We start from the raw sequence: 16,386 nt of genomic DNA on the forward strand, positions 1-16,386 counted from the left end.
ATAGCGAAGTTGTTTGCGTTTCGTCGTTGCCGCATAGACCGGGCAAGTTATCGTGAGTGAAGAGGACTGGGCGTTATACTCGGCACATTCGACCTTTCCACAGGATCCCTCATGCGCAGTTCCACTGACAGTTCACAAACCAGTCGTTTCGACGTGGCCAATCTGTGTGTTCTGGCGCTGCAAACCCTGATGTGGGGGGCGACGCTGACCTGGTTGTCACACACCGATGCGGGTTGGCTCAAGTGGCTTGTCCTGATTCCGTTTTGCCTGGTCATGCAAGGCGTGTTCTCGATGATGCACGAGTCCTTTCATGGGTTGGCCCACCGTAAAAAGTCGCTGAACTACTTCGTCATGTGGTGGGCTTCAACGCTGTTTGGTGCCTCGGCCACGCTGATTCATATCAACCATCTGGGCCACCACACTCGCAATCGCACTCGTGCCGAACTGGCGGATTTCGCGGTCGCGGATGAGTCGCTGCTGCGCAAGCGGATCGAGTACTACTTTGCGGTGCTCGGCGGTATCTGGCTCGCGGCGTTTATCGGCAGTCTCTTGTTACCGCTGCTACCGGCGCGCATCACTGATAAATGGTCGCAAACCGCTGAGGTCAATACCTACGCCGCGGCCTTCAAGGATTTCTCCAACAGCGACTTCCGGCGTATCCGCCTGGAGGTGATCGCCAGTCTCGCGGTGTGGTTATCGGCCGGGCTATTGCTGGGCTGGACATGGCAGGTGGTGCTCATTGCCTACATCGCTTTTGCATTTTCCTGGTCATCGCTGCAGTGGGTGTACCACATGCGCACGCCGCTGGATGTCGTCGAGGGCGCCTATAACATGCGGGCGCCGCGCCTCGTCCGCTGGGCGTTTCTGAACTTCAATTACAACCTGACCCATCACCGGCAATCGGGGCTGCATTGGCAGCAGATGCACCGGGCATCGAACCTCAAGGAAACCCGGCCATTATGGTTTGGCTGGCTGCAGGTGTTCCTGCCGCCCCAACGCTTGCCCGATGACTTGACCCAACTCGACAAGACCTACTTTTGATGAGCGCCAACAACGGCGCCAAACGTGCCCTGTGGCAGGGTTTTATCGACAGTGCCCAGCCCACGCTTGATCTCTGGCGAGAACAAACTGAACAGCCGGAGTTGGCGCAAGAACGGGTATTGCAGCGACTGCTGAAAGCCAATCGTGACTGCGCATTCGGGCGTGCCCACGACTTCGCCCATATCGCTGATTCAACGCAGTTTCGCGATAACGTACCGATCCACTCTTATGCGCAACTGCATCCCTGGATCGAGCGCGCGCAGCACGAGTCAGAAGCGATTTTGACCTCCGTCCCGCCGGTGTTTTTCGAGCGCACGAGCGGCAGCAGTGCCCTGCAAAAAGCGATTCCTTATACGCGCGCCTTCCTCGGTGAAATGCACAGTGCGTTAAACGTCTGGCTTGCCGACATGTATCGTCAAGTCCCCGAGATCAGTCATGGCTCAGGCTACTGGTCGATGTCGCCGCCGCTGCAAATGCCGGTGGCCGCTCCCAATGGGGTTTCCATTGGTTCCACCAGTGATCTGGAGTATCTGAGCGGCAGCAATGTCGCCAGCCTGGCAGGGACTTTGCTGATTCCACAATTTGCCGGCGATCCGTCGCAGTGGCGCCGCCAGACCCTGTTGGCATTGTTGGCCGATGCTGATTTGAGTTTTATCAGTGTGTGGAGCCCGACGTTCCTGACCAGTCTGTTGCAGCCGTTGTTTGACGGCGAAACACCTGAACATGCCCAGACATTTGCCTGGCTGGAAGAGGCGCTTCCCGCCTCACGCAAGTCTGCCTTGCGTCGAGCGCGATCCCAGGGCGTGTGCACCGAACTCTGGCCGCGACTGGCCGCCGTCAGCTGCTGGATGGACGGCCCCAGCCGCACCTACTTCAAACAATTGGCGGTGCGTTTTCCGCAAGCACAATGGCTACCCAAAGGTCTGTTCGCCACTGAAGGCGTGGTCAGCGTGCCCTATGGTGACGAGGCCGGGTGCCCGCTTGCAATTGGCAGTCATTACCTGGAATTTCTCAGCGACGACGGTTCCTTGCGCAATGCTCATGCGTTGCGCATGGGAGAAACCGCAGAAGTCTTGCTGACCACCGGTGGCGGCTTGTATCGCTACGCATTGGGGGATCGGGTCCGGGTCGTTGGTATGCAGGGTCGTACGCCGCGCGTGGAGTTTATCGGGCGCGCCGCGGTGACCAGTGATCTGGTAGGTGAGAAGCTCGATGAGCAAATCGTCCAGGGCATCTTCGATCGTTGCCTTACCACAGCGGCCGCCGCGTGCCTGATCCCCAATGCCTCGGCCACGCCGCCGTATTACCTGGCGTTGGTCGCCACCGGCGAAGACATTGCTCCACAGGCGCTGGCGCTGGCTATCGAGTCGGCACTGTCGGGCGTCTTTCATTACGCCCAGGCCCGCAGCCTTGGGCAACTGGCGCCGCTACGGGTTCGATTGCTCAACGGTGGCGCTGATCTGCTCGCTCAGGTCCTGCAACAGGCGGCGGAGTTAAGCGGTATCCGCGCAGGTGACGTCAAACCGCGCCCACTTATCAATCGGCTTGAGACAGCCGACGCCATTCTTGCCCTGACGGAAACCCAATGTCAGCACCTTTGATCAGCACCGTCGAGGTGCCTTGCGATGCAACCCTCGAACAATGGTATGTGGCTTGCTCCAGCAAGGAACTGCCCAAGGGCAAGCCTTACCGGGCAAGGATTCTTGAACTCAACCTTGTGCTCTTTCGTCAGCGTGACGGCCAGGTCGCGGCATTGCTCGACCAGTGCCTGCACCGAGGCACACGATTGTCGGCCGGCAAGATCGCCGACGATTGCCTCGTCTGCCCCTACCATGGCTGGCGCTATGACGCCCAGGGACAAGTGGTGTACATCCCCAGCGTCGGCGATAAACCGTGCTCATCGACAGCGCGAGAGCATCGATTTAAACAGCGCCATTTTGCCGTGCAAGAACTGGACGGACTGATCTGGGTGTACACCGGCACCAGCGACCCGCAAGCCAAACCGGTGTTCAGGCTACCGGCCTACACCGAAAAAGGCTGGCAGTCCTACTTCATGATCAACACCTTCGAGGCCGACGTCGGCAGCCTGGTGCAAAACTTCATGGACGTGCCACACACCGTCTTCGTCCACGAAGGCATCTTCAGGTCCGGCACCGGCCGCACCATGGAAGCCACACTCGCCTGCAAGGCACACAGCATCGAAGTGACCTATCACGACGACGGCGACAAAATCGGACTCCTGAACTGGCTGAGCAACCCCGACGGCGAGCCACTGGTCCACACCGATCGCTTCTTTGCCCCCAACGTCACGCGCTGCGACTACCAGTGGGGCGACCGCTCGGCCTTCTACATCATCAGCCAAATCACACCGATAAATACCCGCCAGTCCCGCGTCTACACCTACATCGCCTACCGCTTCCGCTTACCCCGCTGGCTACTGCGAACATTGCGCCCGTTCATCCACCTGTACACCCGCATCGTCATTCGCCAGGACGTGAAAATCATTCAGGCGCATAGGGAAGGACTTGATAATGCGGTGGGTTTCAAGCCGGTGAATGTGCGGGCGGATGCGGTGCATGTGGGGGTTGAGCAGATGTTGGTGGCGGTGAGGCGGGGGGAGGAGTTGCCGGTGGGGCAGCGGCAGGAAAGTCGGATACGGTTTGAGCTTTGAGGGTGGTGCGATTGGCTATAGCTCATCCAGCTTTACCTTGACTCGCTGAGGGGCGGTAAGACGTTCGGTGACTACGGCGATGAGCGCTTCATCCTCTTCGCTGAGTAATGCTGCTTTGAAAGGCAACTTACCGTGTTCGGCGACGTATTGAAGGGTTTGGTGCAGAAGTTCGGAAGGCGTTACCCCGAGCTTTTTCAGCTCAGCAAATGAACGCTGCTTCAGGTCATCGTCGATGCGGATGTTGATGGAAGCCATGGTGAGATACCTGTAATGACGTTTGTCGTTACGACATCAATGAGTCCTTGGCTCGACAACCCCTCATTCAGTCGTTTCAGATGACAGGTAGGCTTTCTTTCAGGCATTAAAAAGCCGGCTTGTGGGCGGCGTTATTGTTGAGTTTCGGCCTGTTTTTATTGGATTAAATTAAGGGTTGAGTTTTTGTCCCCACATGCTGACCCATCATCGACTTCAGCTCGACTCCGGAGTCCTGACACACCAACAGCAGGTCAAATTGGTACGCACGTGACAGACCTTCAGTCCCTCTAAAGGACTCCAGCAGCAATTCCTGCTCAGGGTTGGCGAGGTTCTTGAATTTGAAAAGGCGCCGGTTCTGCGGCGAAAGCATCGCGGCCAGGTCTATCTCCTTGAAGGCAGGGAGGCCAGCACCGCCGCAGTCAGCGGCTTACGTTTACAAACTGACAAGTGAGGCACGGGTCTGGTGCTTAAGTATCAACCAGTTAGGATATTGCTCCGACATCAGCAACAGATACTCACCGGTCCTAAAACTCTGAAAATCTCGTCAGACCAAAGCTACAGACGCATTCCGTATCTCGCAATTACTGGAACGTGTGGCCACAAGATAGTGCGAAAGTGCCACTAGCCCGTTAATAAACAGCCAACATTTCTCTCAAAACCGTTACAGTTCCAGAGAGGCTGAAAGGAGACACCGGGGCGCTGCGCCGTGTCAACCACAACGAAGGGCCTCGGACGATAGCGCTCATCTGAGGCATTCCCAGCATAGGTGAGCTGTCTTAATTGCGGAGCGCTAGAAGAATGCGCTAGCTGGCACATATCCAAGCGTAACAACGAGTTAAGTGGAGACTCGACTTTGTAGTGGCGTATTGTCATCATCGCGGTCTGTTTTGCAGATGAGAAAAATGAGCTCGTCCTGGATTCAGCTCAAATATTCAGGTCTGATAGGGCGACATACGCAATGCTCAGATCATGTCAATGTGTGGTCACGTAAGACATCGGTGCAAGCCTCCTTCAATCCAGGGACAGTGATGTGTAAATGGACCTTTTAGCCAATATTCCAAGCTGGGATGACATCGAGCGAAACCTCGACTATAAATTCAACACGCTGAATCAAGGCTACAGCGATGGGCTGCAGAGCGCCAATGATAGCTGGAATGGCTTCACCCGACGCGTCAATATCACCGCGACTCAAGCTTACGGATTCATGGGCGGCAACCGCATTGACTCGGTGAAAACGGCGATGAGGCTTTCCTACCCCATCATCGAGTCAAATCTCAAGCGTAAGTGGGCGTCCATCGAGATTGAACAAATCCTCCCGGTGCTCCTGCAACTGGTCAAAGAAGTGGCGATGATTTTGGGCGGCAGCGTTGCGGTCGGGACAGTCGCTGGCGGCGTCGCCGGGGCGTTCTTCTTTGGTGTGGGCGCTGTGCCCGTAGCAGCAGCTGGCGCGGGCATCGGTCTGCAGGTCGGCAATCTGATCCTAATGGCGCTGGGCCTCTCATCTATCGCTGAATATTTCTATAAAGGTCTGCCTGCTTGCCTTTCTACCTTGCAGGAAGGCTTCGCCACTGCCTGGCACGCTGATGAAGGGCTGAAACCCGAGGGCCTCGATCCTACCGGTGGTTCGGCATACGTAATCCAGGAGCGCATTGATCGCGGAGCTCGACAACTGGCCAAAGGTCAGGAACAACTCGTGCTGCTGCTCTTCACTGCCATCGTGACTTATATGACGCGTGGGCAGGTCAAGGCAGGCCTCATGGGCAGCATGGACAGCATCGCAGCGCGCAGTGCCAAGCTTCAGTCCGAGATTTCGAACAAGCAGTTTGCGAATTGGTTGGCGCGTAATCAGCAGGAGTTGTTGACTCTGCCTGAGTTGCAGGTTAATGGGCCGGCTCCGCTAAAGAACGTAGAACTCGATAATATGCGCGAGTACTATGCCAAGCAAGATTCTGATTTTGTGTCTCATGATACTAAACTTGAAAAAGCAAAAATGTTTGATACACAAGGCCTCTCTCAAAAGGAAATAACAGATTATCTTTCTACAGGAGATGGACAGCTGTACTTGGATAAGTTGCGAGCTGCTGCGCCAGACGCATCTGCTGACGAAATATTCAAACGTGCTGTTGGCCAAATTGGATCTGGAAGCACAATACCGAAAATAGTGGTGATGGATTCACCACTGGTCAAAATCGTGCCTGTAGGGAAAGAAGTTACCGACTACTCACCCTTCTTCACTACGATGGATGAATTAAAAAAAGCCAGTCAAAGCGAGTCTACACTCGCGGATTATTTTGGCCTTCCCCTAACCAGTGAAGCATCAAAATATTCGGTATTCGAAATAGTACCAATAAAGCCAACCGAAGTTTTCGTGAACAAGGTCGCACCGACTACGGAGTTTGGTGGAAGTATTGCCAGGTCTGGTGAAGCGTTTCAAAGTATAGTAACGAACCGAGGTGAATGGTCTGCACCTCGGTTAATTGGTGCAATAGATAATTAGGGGTTACACGAGCATGAATATTAATGCCTTGAAGGCGGCAGCTATAAAGCTTAGAGATAAGCTTGACTTCTATAAGAGTCATGACCCTGATGCTTCAATATTGTTATTGGATCTTGAAGGTTTGCTTTCCCGAGCAGAGCGAGGCCAAATCACTGAAATGGTTGAGCCACGAGATATTCCAGGTTACAAGCTTTTCACTGAGACAAGTTTACAGTCATATAAAGACTTGGAGGCTGCGTATACAGATTTCTATATGGAACTCATAGAGGGGCGAGAGACTGAGGCTTACAAAATTTTGGTGGCCAAGATGACTAAGAACTGAATATCTCTATCAAAGAGATGCATCTTGTTCGCCAAGTTTTCAATCAGCGCCAACATTGGGATGCCATCAAGGAGTGGTTACAAACTCACTCCAGTCGTTCATCAACGAGCGACGCTTATCGAGGAAGTTCGTGCGGGAGTAAGCCCCCTCAGTCTGGTCTCGTTCGTCATGAGTCAGCGCCATTTCGCATACCTCATGTGGGTGATTTGTGCATTCCCCAGCCCAGTCGCGAAAGGAGGATCTGAAACCGTGCCGAGTTATTTCTTTGTAACCCATGCCGTGCAAAAGTGTGCGCACGGCGTTTGCGTGCATGACCCCTGTCTTGCCTTGGCCTGGAAATAGAAAGGCGCTTCCCTCATCTCGCGGAATGTTCTTCACCAGCTTTATGATTTCCTGGGCAAGCGGGATTACGAAAGCTCTCCGCATTTTCATTCGCTCATCTGGCAGAGACCAAGTGCCGGCCTCAAGATCAAACTCATCCCAGCGAGCGAACCTCACCATGTGGGCGCGTGCGCTGGTCATAATCAGCAGTTGTGCAGCCCAAGATGGTGGTGTGGCGTTCGCTCGAAGTTTGGTTATAAGCTCCGGGACATCCTGCCAGCGCATAGCTTCAAAGTGCTCACGCTTCCGAGCCTTCTTCTTTTCCGCGCGGCTCAACAGATTCTCCAAGTGTCCGCGCCAGCGAGCAGGGTTCTCACCGTCTCGCAGGTTGCGTGACTTTGCAGCGTCGAGAATCTGTTCTATCTGCCCACGTACTTCATCAGCGGTTCTTGTTTTAGTCGCCTAGACTGGTTGCAGAACCTTGAGTATCTGAGGAGTACCGATCTCCTCGGCTGACAGCTTGCCGATATGGGCAAATGCATACAGCTCCAGCTTGCGCAGCCAGCCTTTACGCCATTTCTCCGACCATGCCGCACCGTGTGCATCGCGATATTCCGTAGCGAGCGTCTCGAACTTCAGTTGCTTCGCTTCATTGGCGCGCTGAGCATCGCGCAGAGCTGCGCGTTCGATGTCGCGAGCTGCTAATGGATCTACACCGTCGCTCAACTGACTGCGTTTGGCGCTTGCTGCGAGCCTAGCTTTCTTAAGACTCACTTCAGGGAATGAGCCTAGGCCCATCTCCCTCCGGCGCCCCGCGAGTTGGAAGCGAAGCGTCCAGGATTTACTTCCGCTAGGTTTGATTTCCAACCGCAGGCCATCACCGTCTTCGTAGGTGCCGGGTTCGGCAAGGTTTTCGACCTGTTTCGGATTCAGCTTACCCATTTGATTTCCCCTCTCATCCCTTTGTCCCCCCACCTGTCCCCCCACTTCATCGTCGGATGAGGTCAAATGGCGTTGAACTCCATTGGACAGGGACGAGCCTGAAACGCCCGTGATAGCTAAGCTATCGGCAGAATTCTCGGATGGGATAGGATTATTTTGGACAATTAAAAAGCCGGCTTGTGGCCGGCTTCTCGGGGACTGGCTTGGTTCATTTTTGGTAAACCGCGCCAGCCTTCAAAACGTACACCCGGATCTTGCGTCCGGCTGTGGGACTTGGCAGAAAATCATCGGCCTTGTCGGTGCGATCAGCGCCGCGGGGCGGGGTGATGCGCAAATGTGGGGCGCAGCATACTGATTTTTTTCGGGGATTCCCAGTGGGAAGTGCCGGGTAGAGCGATTGCGGTGAGGTGTAGCAGCTGCCGAAGGCTGCGTCCGGCTGCGAAGCAGTCGTAAATCCGGTAGTCGCGGTCTTTCAGTAACACCGGGAAACTCGGTTTTTACGACTGCTGCGCAGCCGGACGCAGGCTTCGCCAGCTGCTACAGGTGCTTGCCTCACAGGAACGGCACCGGCGGTCGTCGCTTGTTCAGCGTGGAACACCAGAACACCCACCCCAACACCCGAATGTTCTGCTCTTCAATCTGCGCCGCCCTGAAAACCTCATCCGGATACTCCGCGCTGTTGTGGCTGCGCAATCGCAACCCGTTCCCCGGCATCCGGTGCAGGTATTTGATCCGCAGCATCCCGTCGTGCTCGATCGCGTAAATCTCCCCGTCAATAATCTGTGTCAGCCCGCGATCAATGGCCAGGGTTGAGCCGTCTTCTATCTTCTCGGCCATGCTATTGCCGATCATGTGGGCGCAGATGGCGTCTTTATGGTTGATTTTCAGGGCGTCGAGATAGCTGCGGGGCAGGCGGATGGGGTGGCTGTTGTCTTCGATGACGTGGGTTTTACTGGAGCCGAGGGCGACGGGCATTTCTTTGTAGAAGGACAGTTCGACGTCGGTGGGCTCGATGACGGTATAGACGCCGCGGATGGCTTGGGCGTCGTAGGTGTTGCCGGAGTCGTCGAGCAGGCACAGGTCTTTGGGGCCTTCGGCGGCTTTCAGCCAGTGGCTGTTGACGGACAGCTTTCGGGCGACCTCTTCCATGCAGTGGGCGGGCACACCGCGGGTGTACCAGTTGTGGACGTTTTGCGGCGCCGTGTTCAGGAATTCGGCGAATCCTGTTGTCGTGATGTTCGCCGCCTTGAGGAGCGCTTTAAACCGTGGACCGCTAGTGTTCTTTTTCATGAACGCGAGTTTACGGGCGCCGGGGAGGGGTTTGAATAAACGAACCGTTCAAATTGCGCGGGAATTTTACGACCGGATGTAAGACGCTTTTCGGGATTTTTAAACAAGAAAAAACCAAATGGCAAAACCGTTAAACGTCCTGTTTAAGCCGGCATTTATCAGCGCCCACAAAAAACCCCGGATCACCGGGGTTCTTCTTGAAGCTTGCAGCTACAAGCTGGCTTTAGCCTTTGTAAGCAGCAACCGACTTCATGATCTCGGTGCGAGCGGCTTCTGAGTCGCCCCAACCTTCGATCTTCACCCATTTGCCTTTTTCGAGGTCTTTGTAGTTCGCGAAGAAGTGCTCGATCTGCTGAATCAGCAGTTGTGGCAGGTCGCTGCACTCTTTCACGTCGACGTACAGCTGGGACAGCTTGTCGTGTGGGACTGCGATGACTTTGGCATCGCCGCCGCCGTCGTCGGTCATGTGCAGGATGCCGATTGGACGGGCGCGGATCACGGAGCCTGGGGCAACCGGGTAAGGGGTCACGACCAGCACGTCGAGGGGATCACCGTCGTCAGCCAGAGTGTTCGGGATGAAACCGTAGTTGGCCGGGTAGAACATCGGGGTGGCCATGAAACGGTCAACGAACAGGCAATCGCTGTCTTTGTCGATTTCGTACTTGATCGGCGCGTGGTTGGCCGGAATCTCGATCGCGACGTAGATGTCGTTCGGCAGGTCTTTGCCAGCCGGAATCTTGCTGTAGCTCATTGGGCGGTGCCCCCGTTAGTTGACCAAAAACACTTGGCCGGATTGACCAAAAAGTGGCGGCGATTATAGGCATATTCCGCCACCGTTGCTATGTGCCAGAGGTCGTGTAGACCTTAGTCGTGTGCCTGATAGACCGGGTTCTCGGCCAGAAGTTGCTGCAACCGGGCCAGCGGGTCCTGGCGGTAAAACCGCTGCAACTGCTCGTAGACCTGTGGATAAGCCTCGTGCAGCAAATCCGGGGCGCTGAAGAAGTATTCGCTGGTGACGGCGAAGAACTCCGCCGGGTTCTCGGCGGCGTAGGGGTCGATGGCGGTTTCGGCGTCCGGGTTGCGGTCCAGTTGGCGATTGAGGTCATCGTAGGCCTGTTGCATGACCGTTGACCAGTCGCTGACACGCATGTCGGGGTGCAGCGGCGGCAGGCCGTTGGCATCGCCATTGAGCATGTCGAGTTTGTGCGCGAGTTCGTGGATCACCAGGTTGTAGCCTTCCCAGCCGCCGCTGGCCATGACGCCGGGCCAGGCGAGAATGATCGGGCCTTGCTGCCAGGCTTCGCCGCTGTGTTCGCCGTCCCACTCATGCTCGACGCCGCTGGCATCGCGATGGCGCTGGGGGCTGAGGAAGTCGTCGGGGTAGAGGACGATTTCGTGGAAGCCCTGATACCAGTTCAAGTCACCGAGATTCAGCAGCGGCAATTGCGCCTGGGCGGCGAGCAACAAGCGCTGTTCCTGGTGGAGTTCGACGCCGGGCAGGGCCGTCAGGTGTTTTTCATCGAGAAACAGCACACTGGCTTCACGCAACCACTGGTCTTCAGCAGCGCTGATACCGTCGAGGAAGCTCAAGTGATGGCGCACCCGTTGCCACATCTCGTCGGCAATCGGATGCCTGGCCAGGATGCGCCGGCGACGCCAGGCGCTCAGGGACCACACGGGGGCTTAGCGGGTTTCGGCTTTGGAGCTCGAACCACCGAAGCGGCTGCGCACGAGGCCGATGATCATTGGAATCAGCGACAGCAGGATGATGCCCACTACCAGAAGCGACAGGTTTTTCTTGATGAACGGGACGTTGCCGAAGAAATAACCGAGGGTCACCAGGCCGCCGACCCATAGGATCGTGCCGAGCACACTAAAGAAGAAGAAACGCGGGTACGGCATCCGGGCGATGCCTGCGACGAACGGTGCAAAGGTGCGGATGATCGGCAGGAAGCGCGCCATCGTCACGGTTTTGCCGCCGTGCTTGTCGTAGAAGTCGTGGGTTTGTTGCAGATAGTCGCGGCGGAAAATTTTCGAATTCGGGTTACTGAACAGACGCTCGCCCGCCGTGCGTCCGATCACGTAGTTGGTGCTGTCGCCGAGGATCGCCGCCAGCATCAGCAGGCCACCCAGCAATACCGGGTCCATGCCGCCACCGGCCGCCACGGCGCCGGCGATAAAGAGCAGGGAGTCACCCGGGAGGAATGGCATCACTACCAGGCCGGTTTCGCAGAAGATCACCAGAAACAGAATGGCATAGATCCATGGACCGTAATTGTTCACCAGCAAATCGAGATACACATCGAGGTGCAGGATAAGGTCGATCGGGTTGAAATCCATGGGGGGCACCTGTGGTGACGGTCCGACTCGGCAGACCTGTGCGGATGACTTCGTGTAAGGCTACAAGCGAGAGTAGTTTTTCTTACAAGCCGGGAAGCTCGGGATTATACGGCGGGAACAGTGAAAAGCGCGTCGAGTTTGTAGCGGGGGATGTCGTGGTTAATCAGTGTCCGACAAGATGCACGCAAACCCCTGTGGCGAGGGAGCTTGCTCCCGCTGGAGGGCGAAGCACTCCCAAAGCCTGAGTTTACGGTGTGTCAGGAGAATTTGGTTGGCTGGGTTTGCGACTGCTTCGCAGCCGAGCGGGAGCAAGCTCCCTCGCCACAAAAAGCCCGCCCGCCGTGCGCCGTTATAATTCGTCGCTAATCGGCAACACGTAGTTCTTGAATTCGGTGTCTTCCTTGAAGCCGATCGACTCGTAAGTCTTCTGCGCCACTTCGTTGTTGCTGCTGGTGGAAACGCGCATACGCACGGCGTTGGTTTCCTTGGCCATTTTCTTCGCGGTGCGAATCAGGTTGTCGGCCACCAATTGTCGGCGGGCATCTTCGGCGACGTAGATGTCGTTGAGGATCCACACGCGTTTAAGCGACAGCGACGAAAAGCTCGGGTACAGCTGACAGAAACCCATCAGTTTGTTGCTGTCGTCATCGGCCAGGGCCAGGTAGATCACCGACTCCTTGCGACGCAGGCGTTTTTCGAGGAACGCCCGGGACGAATCCGGGTAAGGCAGGGAGCCGTAAAACTCGCGGTATTTGACGAATAACGGGGTCAGCAGGTCCAGGTGTTCGAGGGTCGCTTGAATAATCCGCATGGTAGGTCTCGCTTCAAGTGGCTGTCTTACGTGCGTGACGGCAATGGGAAACCCCTGGCGGCCGTGCGTCGATCCTGCCTGAAAACGAATCAGAAACGCAATGCGGAAACGGTTCAGGCATCCGGCGGACTGAGTAGGAAATTTCCTTTCATATCCGCCCCAGCGTCCGACTCCAATGTCTGAACCTGAGCTTCGTCCTTCAAATTGACTCCCGACAACTGCCGTCGACAGGCCTCGCGCATCAGATACAGCAAGCGGTGCGCCGCCATGCCGTAACTGAGGCCTTCGAGTCGGACATTGGAGATGCAGTTGCGATAAGCATCGGTAAGGCCAATCTTTGGATTGTAGGTGAAATATAAACCCAGGCTATCAGGAGAGCTGAGTCCCGGGCGTTCACCAATCAAGATCACCACCATTTTCGCGCCCAGCAACTCGCCGATTTCGTCGGCCACCGCCACTCGACCTTGTTCAACCAGCATCACCGGCGCCACGGACCAGCCATCCGCCGCCGCCTGTTCTTCCATGCGCGTCAGAAACGGCACGGTGTGGCGATGAACGGCCAATGCCGACAAACCATCGGCCACCACGATGACCAGATCCACGCCGCTCGGATGGGCAGAGGCGTAGTCACGCAGGGTCTGCGCCGAGTCATCACTCAACTTGCGCCCCAGGTCCGGGCGCTGCAAATAGCTGTTGCGGTCCGTGGCAGCGCTGTGCAGCAGCACACTCTCGCGCCCGCGCTCGGCCAGTTGCGCGCTAAGCCCGGCATGATCGAACGGCAAATGCACCGCGTCCCGGGCCTGGGCGTGGGCGAACTGGAAATCCAGTTGCGCCTTGGTCGGCAGGCTGGTGCCGGTGCGGCCCAGGGCAATGCGCGCCGGGGTCAGGCGGCGCAGTTCCAGCCACGGGTTCTGCGGATCAACGGGTGGTTTATCCATATCAACACTCATCCCAATTGCGCCAAGGCCTGACGGAAGGCCGGCGGCAGGTTGTTGCCGAAGTGAATCTTGCCGTCGGCCTGGGTGAAGATGCCCATTTTCGCCAGCCACTGCTCGAACTCCGGTGCCGGCTTCAAGCCCAGGGTTTGCCGGGCGTAGAGGGCGTCGTGGAACGAGGTGGTCTGGTAGTTGAGCATGATGTCGTCGGAGCCGGGGATGCCCATGATGAAGTTGATTCCGGCCACGCCCAGCAGGGTCAGCAGGGTGTCCATGTCGTCCTGGTCGGCTTCCGCGTGATTGGTGTAGCAAATGTCGCAACCCATCGGCACACCGAGCAACTTGCCGCAGAAGTGATCTTCGAGGCCGGCGCGGATGATCTGTTTGCCGTTGTAGAGGTATTCCGGGCCGATAAATCCTACGACGGTGTTCACCAAAAACGGCTTGAAATGTCGCGCCACGGCGTAGGCCCGCGTCTCACAGGTCTGTTGATCGATGCCGTGGTGGGCATTGGCCGATAGCGCGCTGCCCTGGCCAGTTTCGAAATACATCAGGTTCTGGCCGAGGGTGCCGCGATTGAGGCTCAAACCGGCATCGTAGCCTTCCTGCAACACGTTCAGGTTGATGCCGAAACTGGCGTTGGCCGCTTCGGTGCCGGCAATCGACTGGAACACCAGGTCCAGTGGCACGCCCCGGTTCACGGCCTCGATGGAGGTGGTGACATGGGTCAGCACGCAGGCTTGGGTCGGAATGTCGTAGCGCTGGATGATCGCATCGAGCATTTCCAGCATGGCGCAGATCGAGGCGATGCTGTCAGTGGCCGGATTGATGCCGATCATCGCGTCGCCATTGCCGTACAGCAGACCGTCGAGAATGCTCGCGGCGATGCCGGCCGGTTCGTCGGTCGGGTGGTTCGGTTGCAGGCGTGTGGATAAGCGCCCGCGCAGGCCCATGGTGCCGCGGAATTGCGTGACCACGCGGATCTTCTGCGCCACCAGCACCAAGTCCTGCACGCGCATGATCTTCGACACGGCGGCGGCCATTTCCGGGGTCAGGCCGGGGGCGAGGGCGCGCAGGCTCTGTTCGTCGGCGGCGTCGCTGAGCAGCCAGTCGCGAAAGCCGCCGACGGTGAGGTGGCTGACCACAGCGAAAGCTTGTTTATCGTGAGTGTCGATGATCAGCCGGGTGACTTCATCGGCCTCGTAAGGAATCAGTACTTCTTGTAGGAAGTGGGTCAGCGGGATGTCGGCCAACGCCATTTGCGCGGCCACGCGCTCGCCATCGTTGAGGGCGGCGACGCCAGCCAGAAAGTCCCCGGAGCGCGCCGGGCTGGCCTTGGCCATGACGTCCTTGAGACTGTCGAAGCGATAAGTCTGGGCGCCGACCGTGTGAGCAAAACTAGCCATACAGATTCTCCGTGACGGCGCAGACCGGGTCTGCGCCGAGGTGTGCGGCCGTCAGTGCAAGGCTTCTTCAGCTTTCTGAATCGCCGCGAATTCTTCTTCGGGCGTGCCTGCTACCAAGTGATGCCGACTGTAGAAAGCAAAGTAAGCAATTAACACTCCATAGATGATCGCCGCGCCAATGACCACCCGTGGGTCCACCAGAAACCCCGCTACCACGGCGATGCACGCCAGAACCAGCGCGACGCCCGAAGTGAAAATACCGCCCGGCGTGCGGTATGGCCGATCCATTTTGGGGCGACGGATGCGCAAGGTGATGTGCGCCGCCATCATCAGCACGTAGGAAATCGTCGCGCCGAACACTGCCACCAGAATCAACAGATCGCCCTGACCGGTCAACGACAGGCCGAAACCAATGATCCCGGGGATGATCAACGCCAGTACCGGCGCTTTGCTTTTATTGGTTTGCGACAGTTTGCGCGGCAGGTAACCGGCGCGCGACAGGGCAAATATCTGCCGCGAGTAGGCGTAGATGATCGAGAAGAAACTGGCGATGAGCCCGGCCAGGCCGACGAGGTTGACGAAGCTGCCCATCCAGGTCGAGCCGCCATAGGCTTTGCTCAGCGCTTCGACCAACGGGTTACCCGAAGTCAGCAACGCATTGGCACCTGCGCCGCCCGGCCCGATCACCAGGATCAACAGGGCAAAACTCACCAGCACCAGCATCGCGCCGATCAGGCCACGGGGCAGGTCGCGCTTGGGGTTTTTGGTTTCTTCGGCGGCCAACGGCACGCCTTCGACCGCGAGGAAGAACCAGATCGCGTAGGGAATCGCCGCCCATACGCCGACATAACCAAAGGGCAGGAAACTGCTGGCGCCCTTGGCTTCGGTCACCGGGATGTCAAGCAGGTTGGCCACGCTGAAGTGCGGGACCATTGCCACCAGGAACACGCCCAGTGCCAGCGCGGCGACCGCGGTGATAACGAACATCAGTTTCAACGCTTCGCCGACGCCGAAAATGTGGATGGCGATGAAGATGATGTAGAACGCCAGATAGATCATCCAGCCGCCGATGCCGAACAACGACTCGCAATAGGCGCCGATGAACACTGCAATGGCGGCCGGCGCGATCGCGTATTCGATCAGGATCGCGGTGCCGGTGAGGAATCCGCCCCACGGCCCGAATGCGCTGCGGGCAAAACCGTAGCCACCGCCGGCGGTAGGAATCATCGAGGACAGTTCAGCGAGGGAAAAGCACATGCACAAGTACATCGTCGCCATCAGCAAAGTGGCGAGGAACATGCCGCCCCAACCACCTTGGGCGAGTCCGAAGTTCCACCCGGCGTAGTCGCCGGAGATGACGTAAGCGACGCCGAGGCCGACCAGCAGGACCCAGCCGGCAGCACCTTTTTTAAGTTCGCGTTGCTGGAAATATTCGGAGCCGACTTTTTCGAAGTCGACAGAGGAGCCGGTAGCCGGAACTCCCGTTTGATCGCTAGGCATAAGAGTTCACCTGTTCTTATTGTTTTTGACCCGGTGGGGTGATGCCGGGGTTCAA

The 16,386-nt window shown here is 57.2% G+C and carries 14 protein-coding genes and 2 pseudogenes; 5 read left to right on the forward strand and 11 right to left on the reverse strand.

Features of this window, described 5'->3' with window-relative positions; genetic code table 11:
* The first annotated feature begins 111 nt into the window (after window positions 1–111).
* Genes HKK52_RS24410 through HKK52_RS24420 form a run of 3 tightly spaced genes read left to right on the forward strand, consistent with a single transcriptional unit; the run spans window position 112 to window position 3,712 of the window.
* Window positions 112–1,041, forward strand: a complete 930-nt coding sequence (locus HKK52_RS24410) for a fatty acid desaturase family protein (protein WP_169372897.1) — start codon at window positions 112–114, stop codon at window positions 1,039–1,041.
* Window positions 1,041–2,642, forward strand: coding sequence for a GH3 family domain-containing protein (locus HKK52_RS24415; RefSeq protein ID WP_169372898.1), 1,602 nt, complete (start codon window positions 1,041–1,043; stop codon window positions 2,640–2,642). Before HKK52_RS24410 ends, HKK52_RS24415 begins: the two co-directional genes overlap by 1 nt.
* Window positions 2,627–3,712 carry an aromatic ring-hydroxylating oxygenase subunit alpha gene (locus HKK52_RS24420; protein ID WP_169372899.1) on the forward strand — a complete coding sequence of 362 codons (1,086 nt, stop codon included), beginning with the start codon at window positions 2,627–2,629 and terminating at the stop codon, window positions 3,710–3,712. Before HKK52_RS24415 ends, HKK52_RS24420 begins: the two co-directional genes overlap by 16 nt.
* A 15-nt stretch (window positions 3,713–3,727) precedes the next feature.
* Here the strand turns inward: HKK52_RS24420 and HKK52_RS24425 are convergent, their stop codons facing one another.
* Both HKK52_RS24425 and HKK52_RS24430 read right to left on the reverse strand, forming a co-directional pair.
* Window positions 3,728–3,967 (reverse strand): type II toxin-antitoxin system RelB/DinJ family antitoxin, encoded by a 240-nt coding sequence (locus HKK52_RS24425; protein WP_169372900.1) that lies wholly within the window; start codon window positions 3,965–3,967, stop codon window positions 3,728–3,730.
* 190 nt (window positions 3,968–4,157) lie between these two features.
* Window positions 4,158–4,337: pseudogene (locus HKK52_RS24430) on the reverse strand (type VI secretion system tip protein VgrG); the annotation flags it as partial.
* Between the two features lie 666 nt (window positions 4,338–5,003).
* On the opposite strand from HKK52_RS24430, the gene HKK52_RS24435 reads away from it, so the two are divergent.
* Window positions 5,004–6,464, forward strand: a complete 1,461-nt coding sequence (locus tag HKK52_RS24435) for a DUF6861 domain-containing protein (protein WP_169372901.1) — start codon at window positions 5,004–5,006, stop codon at window positions 6,462–6,464.
* A gap of 13 nt (window positions 6,465–6,477) precedes the next feature.
* Entirely contained in the window at window positions 6,478–6,786 is a 309-nt protein-coding gene (locus HKK52_RS24440) for a hypothetical protein (RefSeq protein ID WP_169372902.1), read from the forward strand.
* Window positions 6,787–6,852: 66 nt separating this feature from the next.
* Here the strand turns inward: HKK52_RS24440 and HKK52_RS24445 are convergent.
* The 9 genes and pseudogenes from HKK52_RS24445 to eat form a co-directional block, all read right to left on the reverse strand.
* Window positions 6,853–8,049: pseudogene (locus tag HKK52_RS24445) on the reverse strand (tyrosine-type recombinase/integrase).
* A 552-nt stretch (window positions 8,050–8,601) separates the two neighbouring features.
* Window positions 8,602–9,339: a helix-turn-helix transcriptional regulator gene (locus tag HKK52_RS24450; RefSeq protein ID WP_169372903.1), complete on the reverse strand. Its 738-nt coding sequence runs from the start codon at window positions 9,337–9,339 to the stop codon at window positions 8,602–8,604.
* A 223-nt stretch (window positions 9,340–9,562) separates the two neighbouring features.
* Complete coding sequence (gene ppa / locus HKK52_RS24455; protein ID WP_054052377.1) at window positions 9,563–10,090, reverse strand: inorganic diphosphatase; 528 nt, start codon at window positions 10,088–10,090, stop codon at window positions 9,563–9,565.
* Between the two features lie 113 nt (window positions 10,091–10,203).
* Window positions 10,204–11,016, reverse strand: a complete 813-nt coding sequence (locus HKK52_RS24460; protein ID WP_169372904.1) for a zinc-dependent peptidase — start codon at window positions 11,014–11,016, stop codon at window positions 10,204–10,206.
* Window positions 11,017–11,022: 6 nt separating this feature from the next.
* Complete coding sequence (locus HKK52_RS24465) at window positions 11,023–11,679, reverse strand: DedA family protein (protein ID WP_169372905.1); 657 nt, start codon at window positions 11,677–11,679, stop codon at window positions 11,023–11,025.
* Between the two features lie 349 nt (window positions 11,680–12,028).
* Window positions 12,029–12,490 carry a GNAT family N-acetyltransferase gene (locus HKK52_RS24470; protein WP_169372906.1) on the reverse strand — a complete coding sequence of 154 codons (462 nt, stop codon included), beginning with the start codon at window positions 12,488–12,490 and terminating at the stop codon, window positions 12,029–12,031.
* A 113-nt stretch (window positions 12,491–12,603) separates the two neighbouring features.
* Window positions 12,604–13,428 (reverse strand): ethanolamine ammonia-lyase subunit EutC, encoded by an 825-nt coding sequence (gene eutC / locus HKK52_RS24475; RefSeq protein ID WP_169372907.1) that lies wholly within the window; start codon window positions 13,426–13,428, stop codon window positions 12,604–12,606.
* Between the two features lie 8 nt (window positions 13,429–13,436).
* Window positions 13,437–14,831, reverse strand: coding sequence for an ethanolamine ammonia-lyase subunit EutB (locus tag HKK52_RS24480; protein ID WP_169372908.1), 1,395 nt, complete (start codon window positions 14,829–14,831; stop codon window positions 13,437–13,439).
* Window positions 14,832–14,882: 51 nt separating this feature from the next.
* A complete protein-coding gene (gene eat, locus HKK52_RS24485; protein ID WP_169372909.1) occupies window positions 14,883–16,331 on the reverse strand; it encodes an ethanolamine permease in 1,449 nt (482 codons plus the stop codon).
* Window positions 16,332–16,386: the final 55 nt, after the last annotated feature.

This window comes from Pseudomonas sp. ADAK2, from assembly GCF_012935755.1.
Classification (GTDB): Bacteria; Pseudomonadota; Gammaproteobacteria; order Pseudomonadales; family Pseudomonadaceae; genus Aquipseudomonas.

Excerpts from the sequence above, each read along its gene's own strand:
- HKK52_RS24410 (WP_169372897.1), top strand. The coding sequence starts at position 112 with ATGCGCAGTTCCACTGACAGTTCACAAACCAGTCGTTTCGACGTGGCC.
- HKK52_RS24415 (WP_169372898.1), top strand. The coding sequence starts at position 1,041 with ATGAGCGCCAACAACGGCGCCAAACGTGCCCTGTGGCAGGGTTTTATC.
- HKK52_RS24420 (WP_169372899.1), top strand. The coding sequence starts at position 2,627 with ATGTCAGCACCTTTGATCAGCACCGTCGAGGTGCCTTGCGATGCAACC.
- HKK52_RS24425 (WP_169372900.1), bottom strand. The coding sequence starts at position 3,967 with ATGGCTTCCATCAACATCCGCATCGACGATGACCTGAAGCAGCGTTCA.
- HKK52_RS24435 (WP_169372901.1), top strand. The coding sequence starts at position 5,004 with ATGGACCTTTTAGCCAATATTCCAAGCTGGGATGACATCGAGCGAAAC.
- HKK52_RS24440 (WP_169372902.1), top strand. The coding sequence starts at position 6,478 with ATGAATATTAATGCCTTGAAGGCGGCAGCTATAAAGCTTAGAGATAAG.
- HKK52_RS24450 (WP_169372903.1), bottom strand. The coding sequence starts at position 9,339 with ATGAAAAAGAACACTAGCGGTCCACGGTTTAAAGCGCTCCTCAAGGCG.
- ppa (WP_054052377.1), bottom strand. The coding sequence starts at position 10,090 with ATGAGCTACAGCAAGATTCCGGCTGGCAAAGACCTGCCGAACGACATC.
- HKK52_RS24465 (WP_169372905.1), bottom strand. The coding sequence starts at position 11,679 with ATGGATTTCAACCCGATCGACCTTATCCTGCACCTCGATGTGTATCTC.
- HKK52_RS24470 (WP_169372906.1), bottom strand. The coding sequence starts at position 12,490 with ATGCGGATTATTCAAGCGACCCTCGAACACCTGGACCTGCTGACCCCG.
- eutC (WP_169372907.1), bottom strand. The coding sequence starts at position 13,428 with ATGGATAAACCACCCGTTGATCCGCAGAACCCGTGGCTGGAACTGCGC.
- HKK52_RS24480 (WP_169372908.1), bottom strand. The coding sequence starts at position 14,831 with ATGGCTAGTTTTGCTCACACGGTCGGCGCCCAGACTTATCGCTTCGAC.
- eat (WP_169372909.1), bottom strand. The coding sequence starts at position 16,331 with ATGCCTAGCGATCAAACGGGAGTTCCGGCTACCGGCTCCTCTGTCGAC.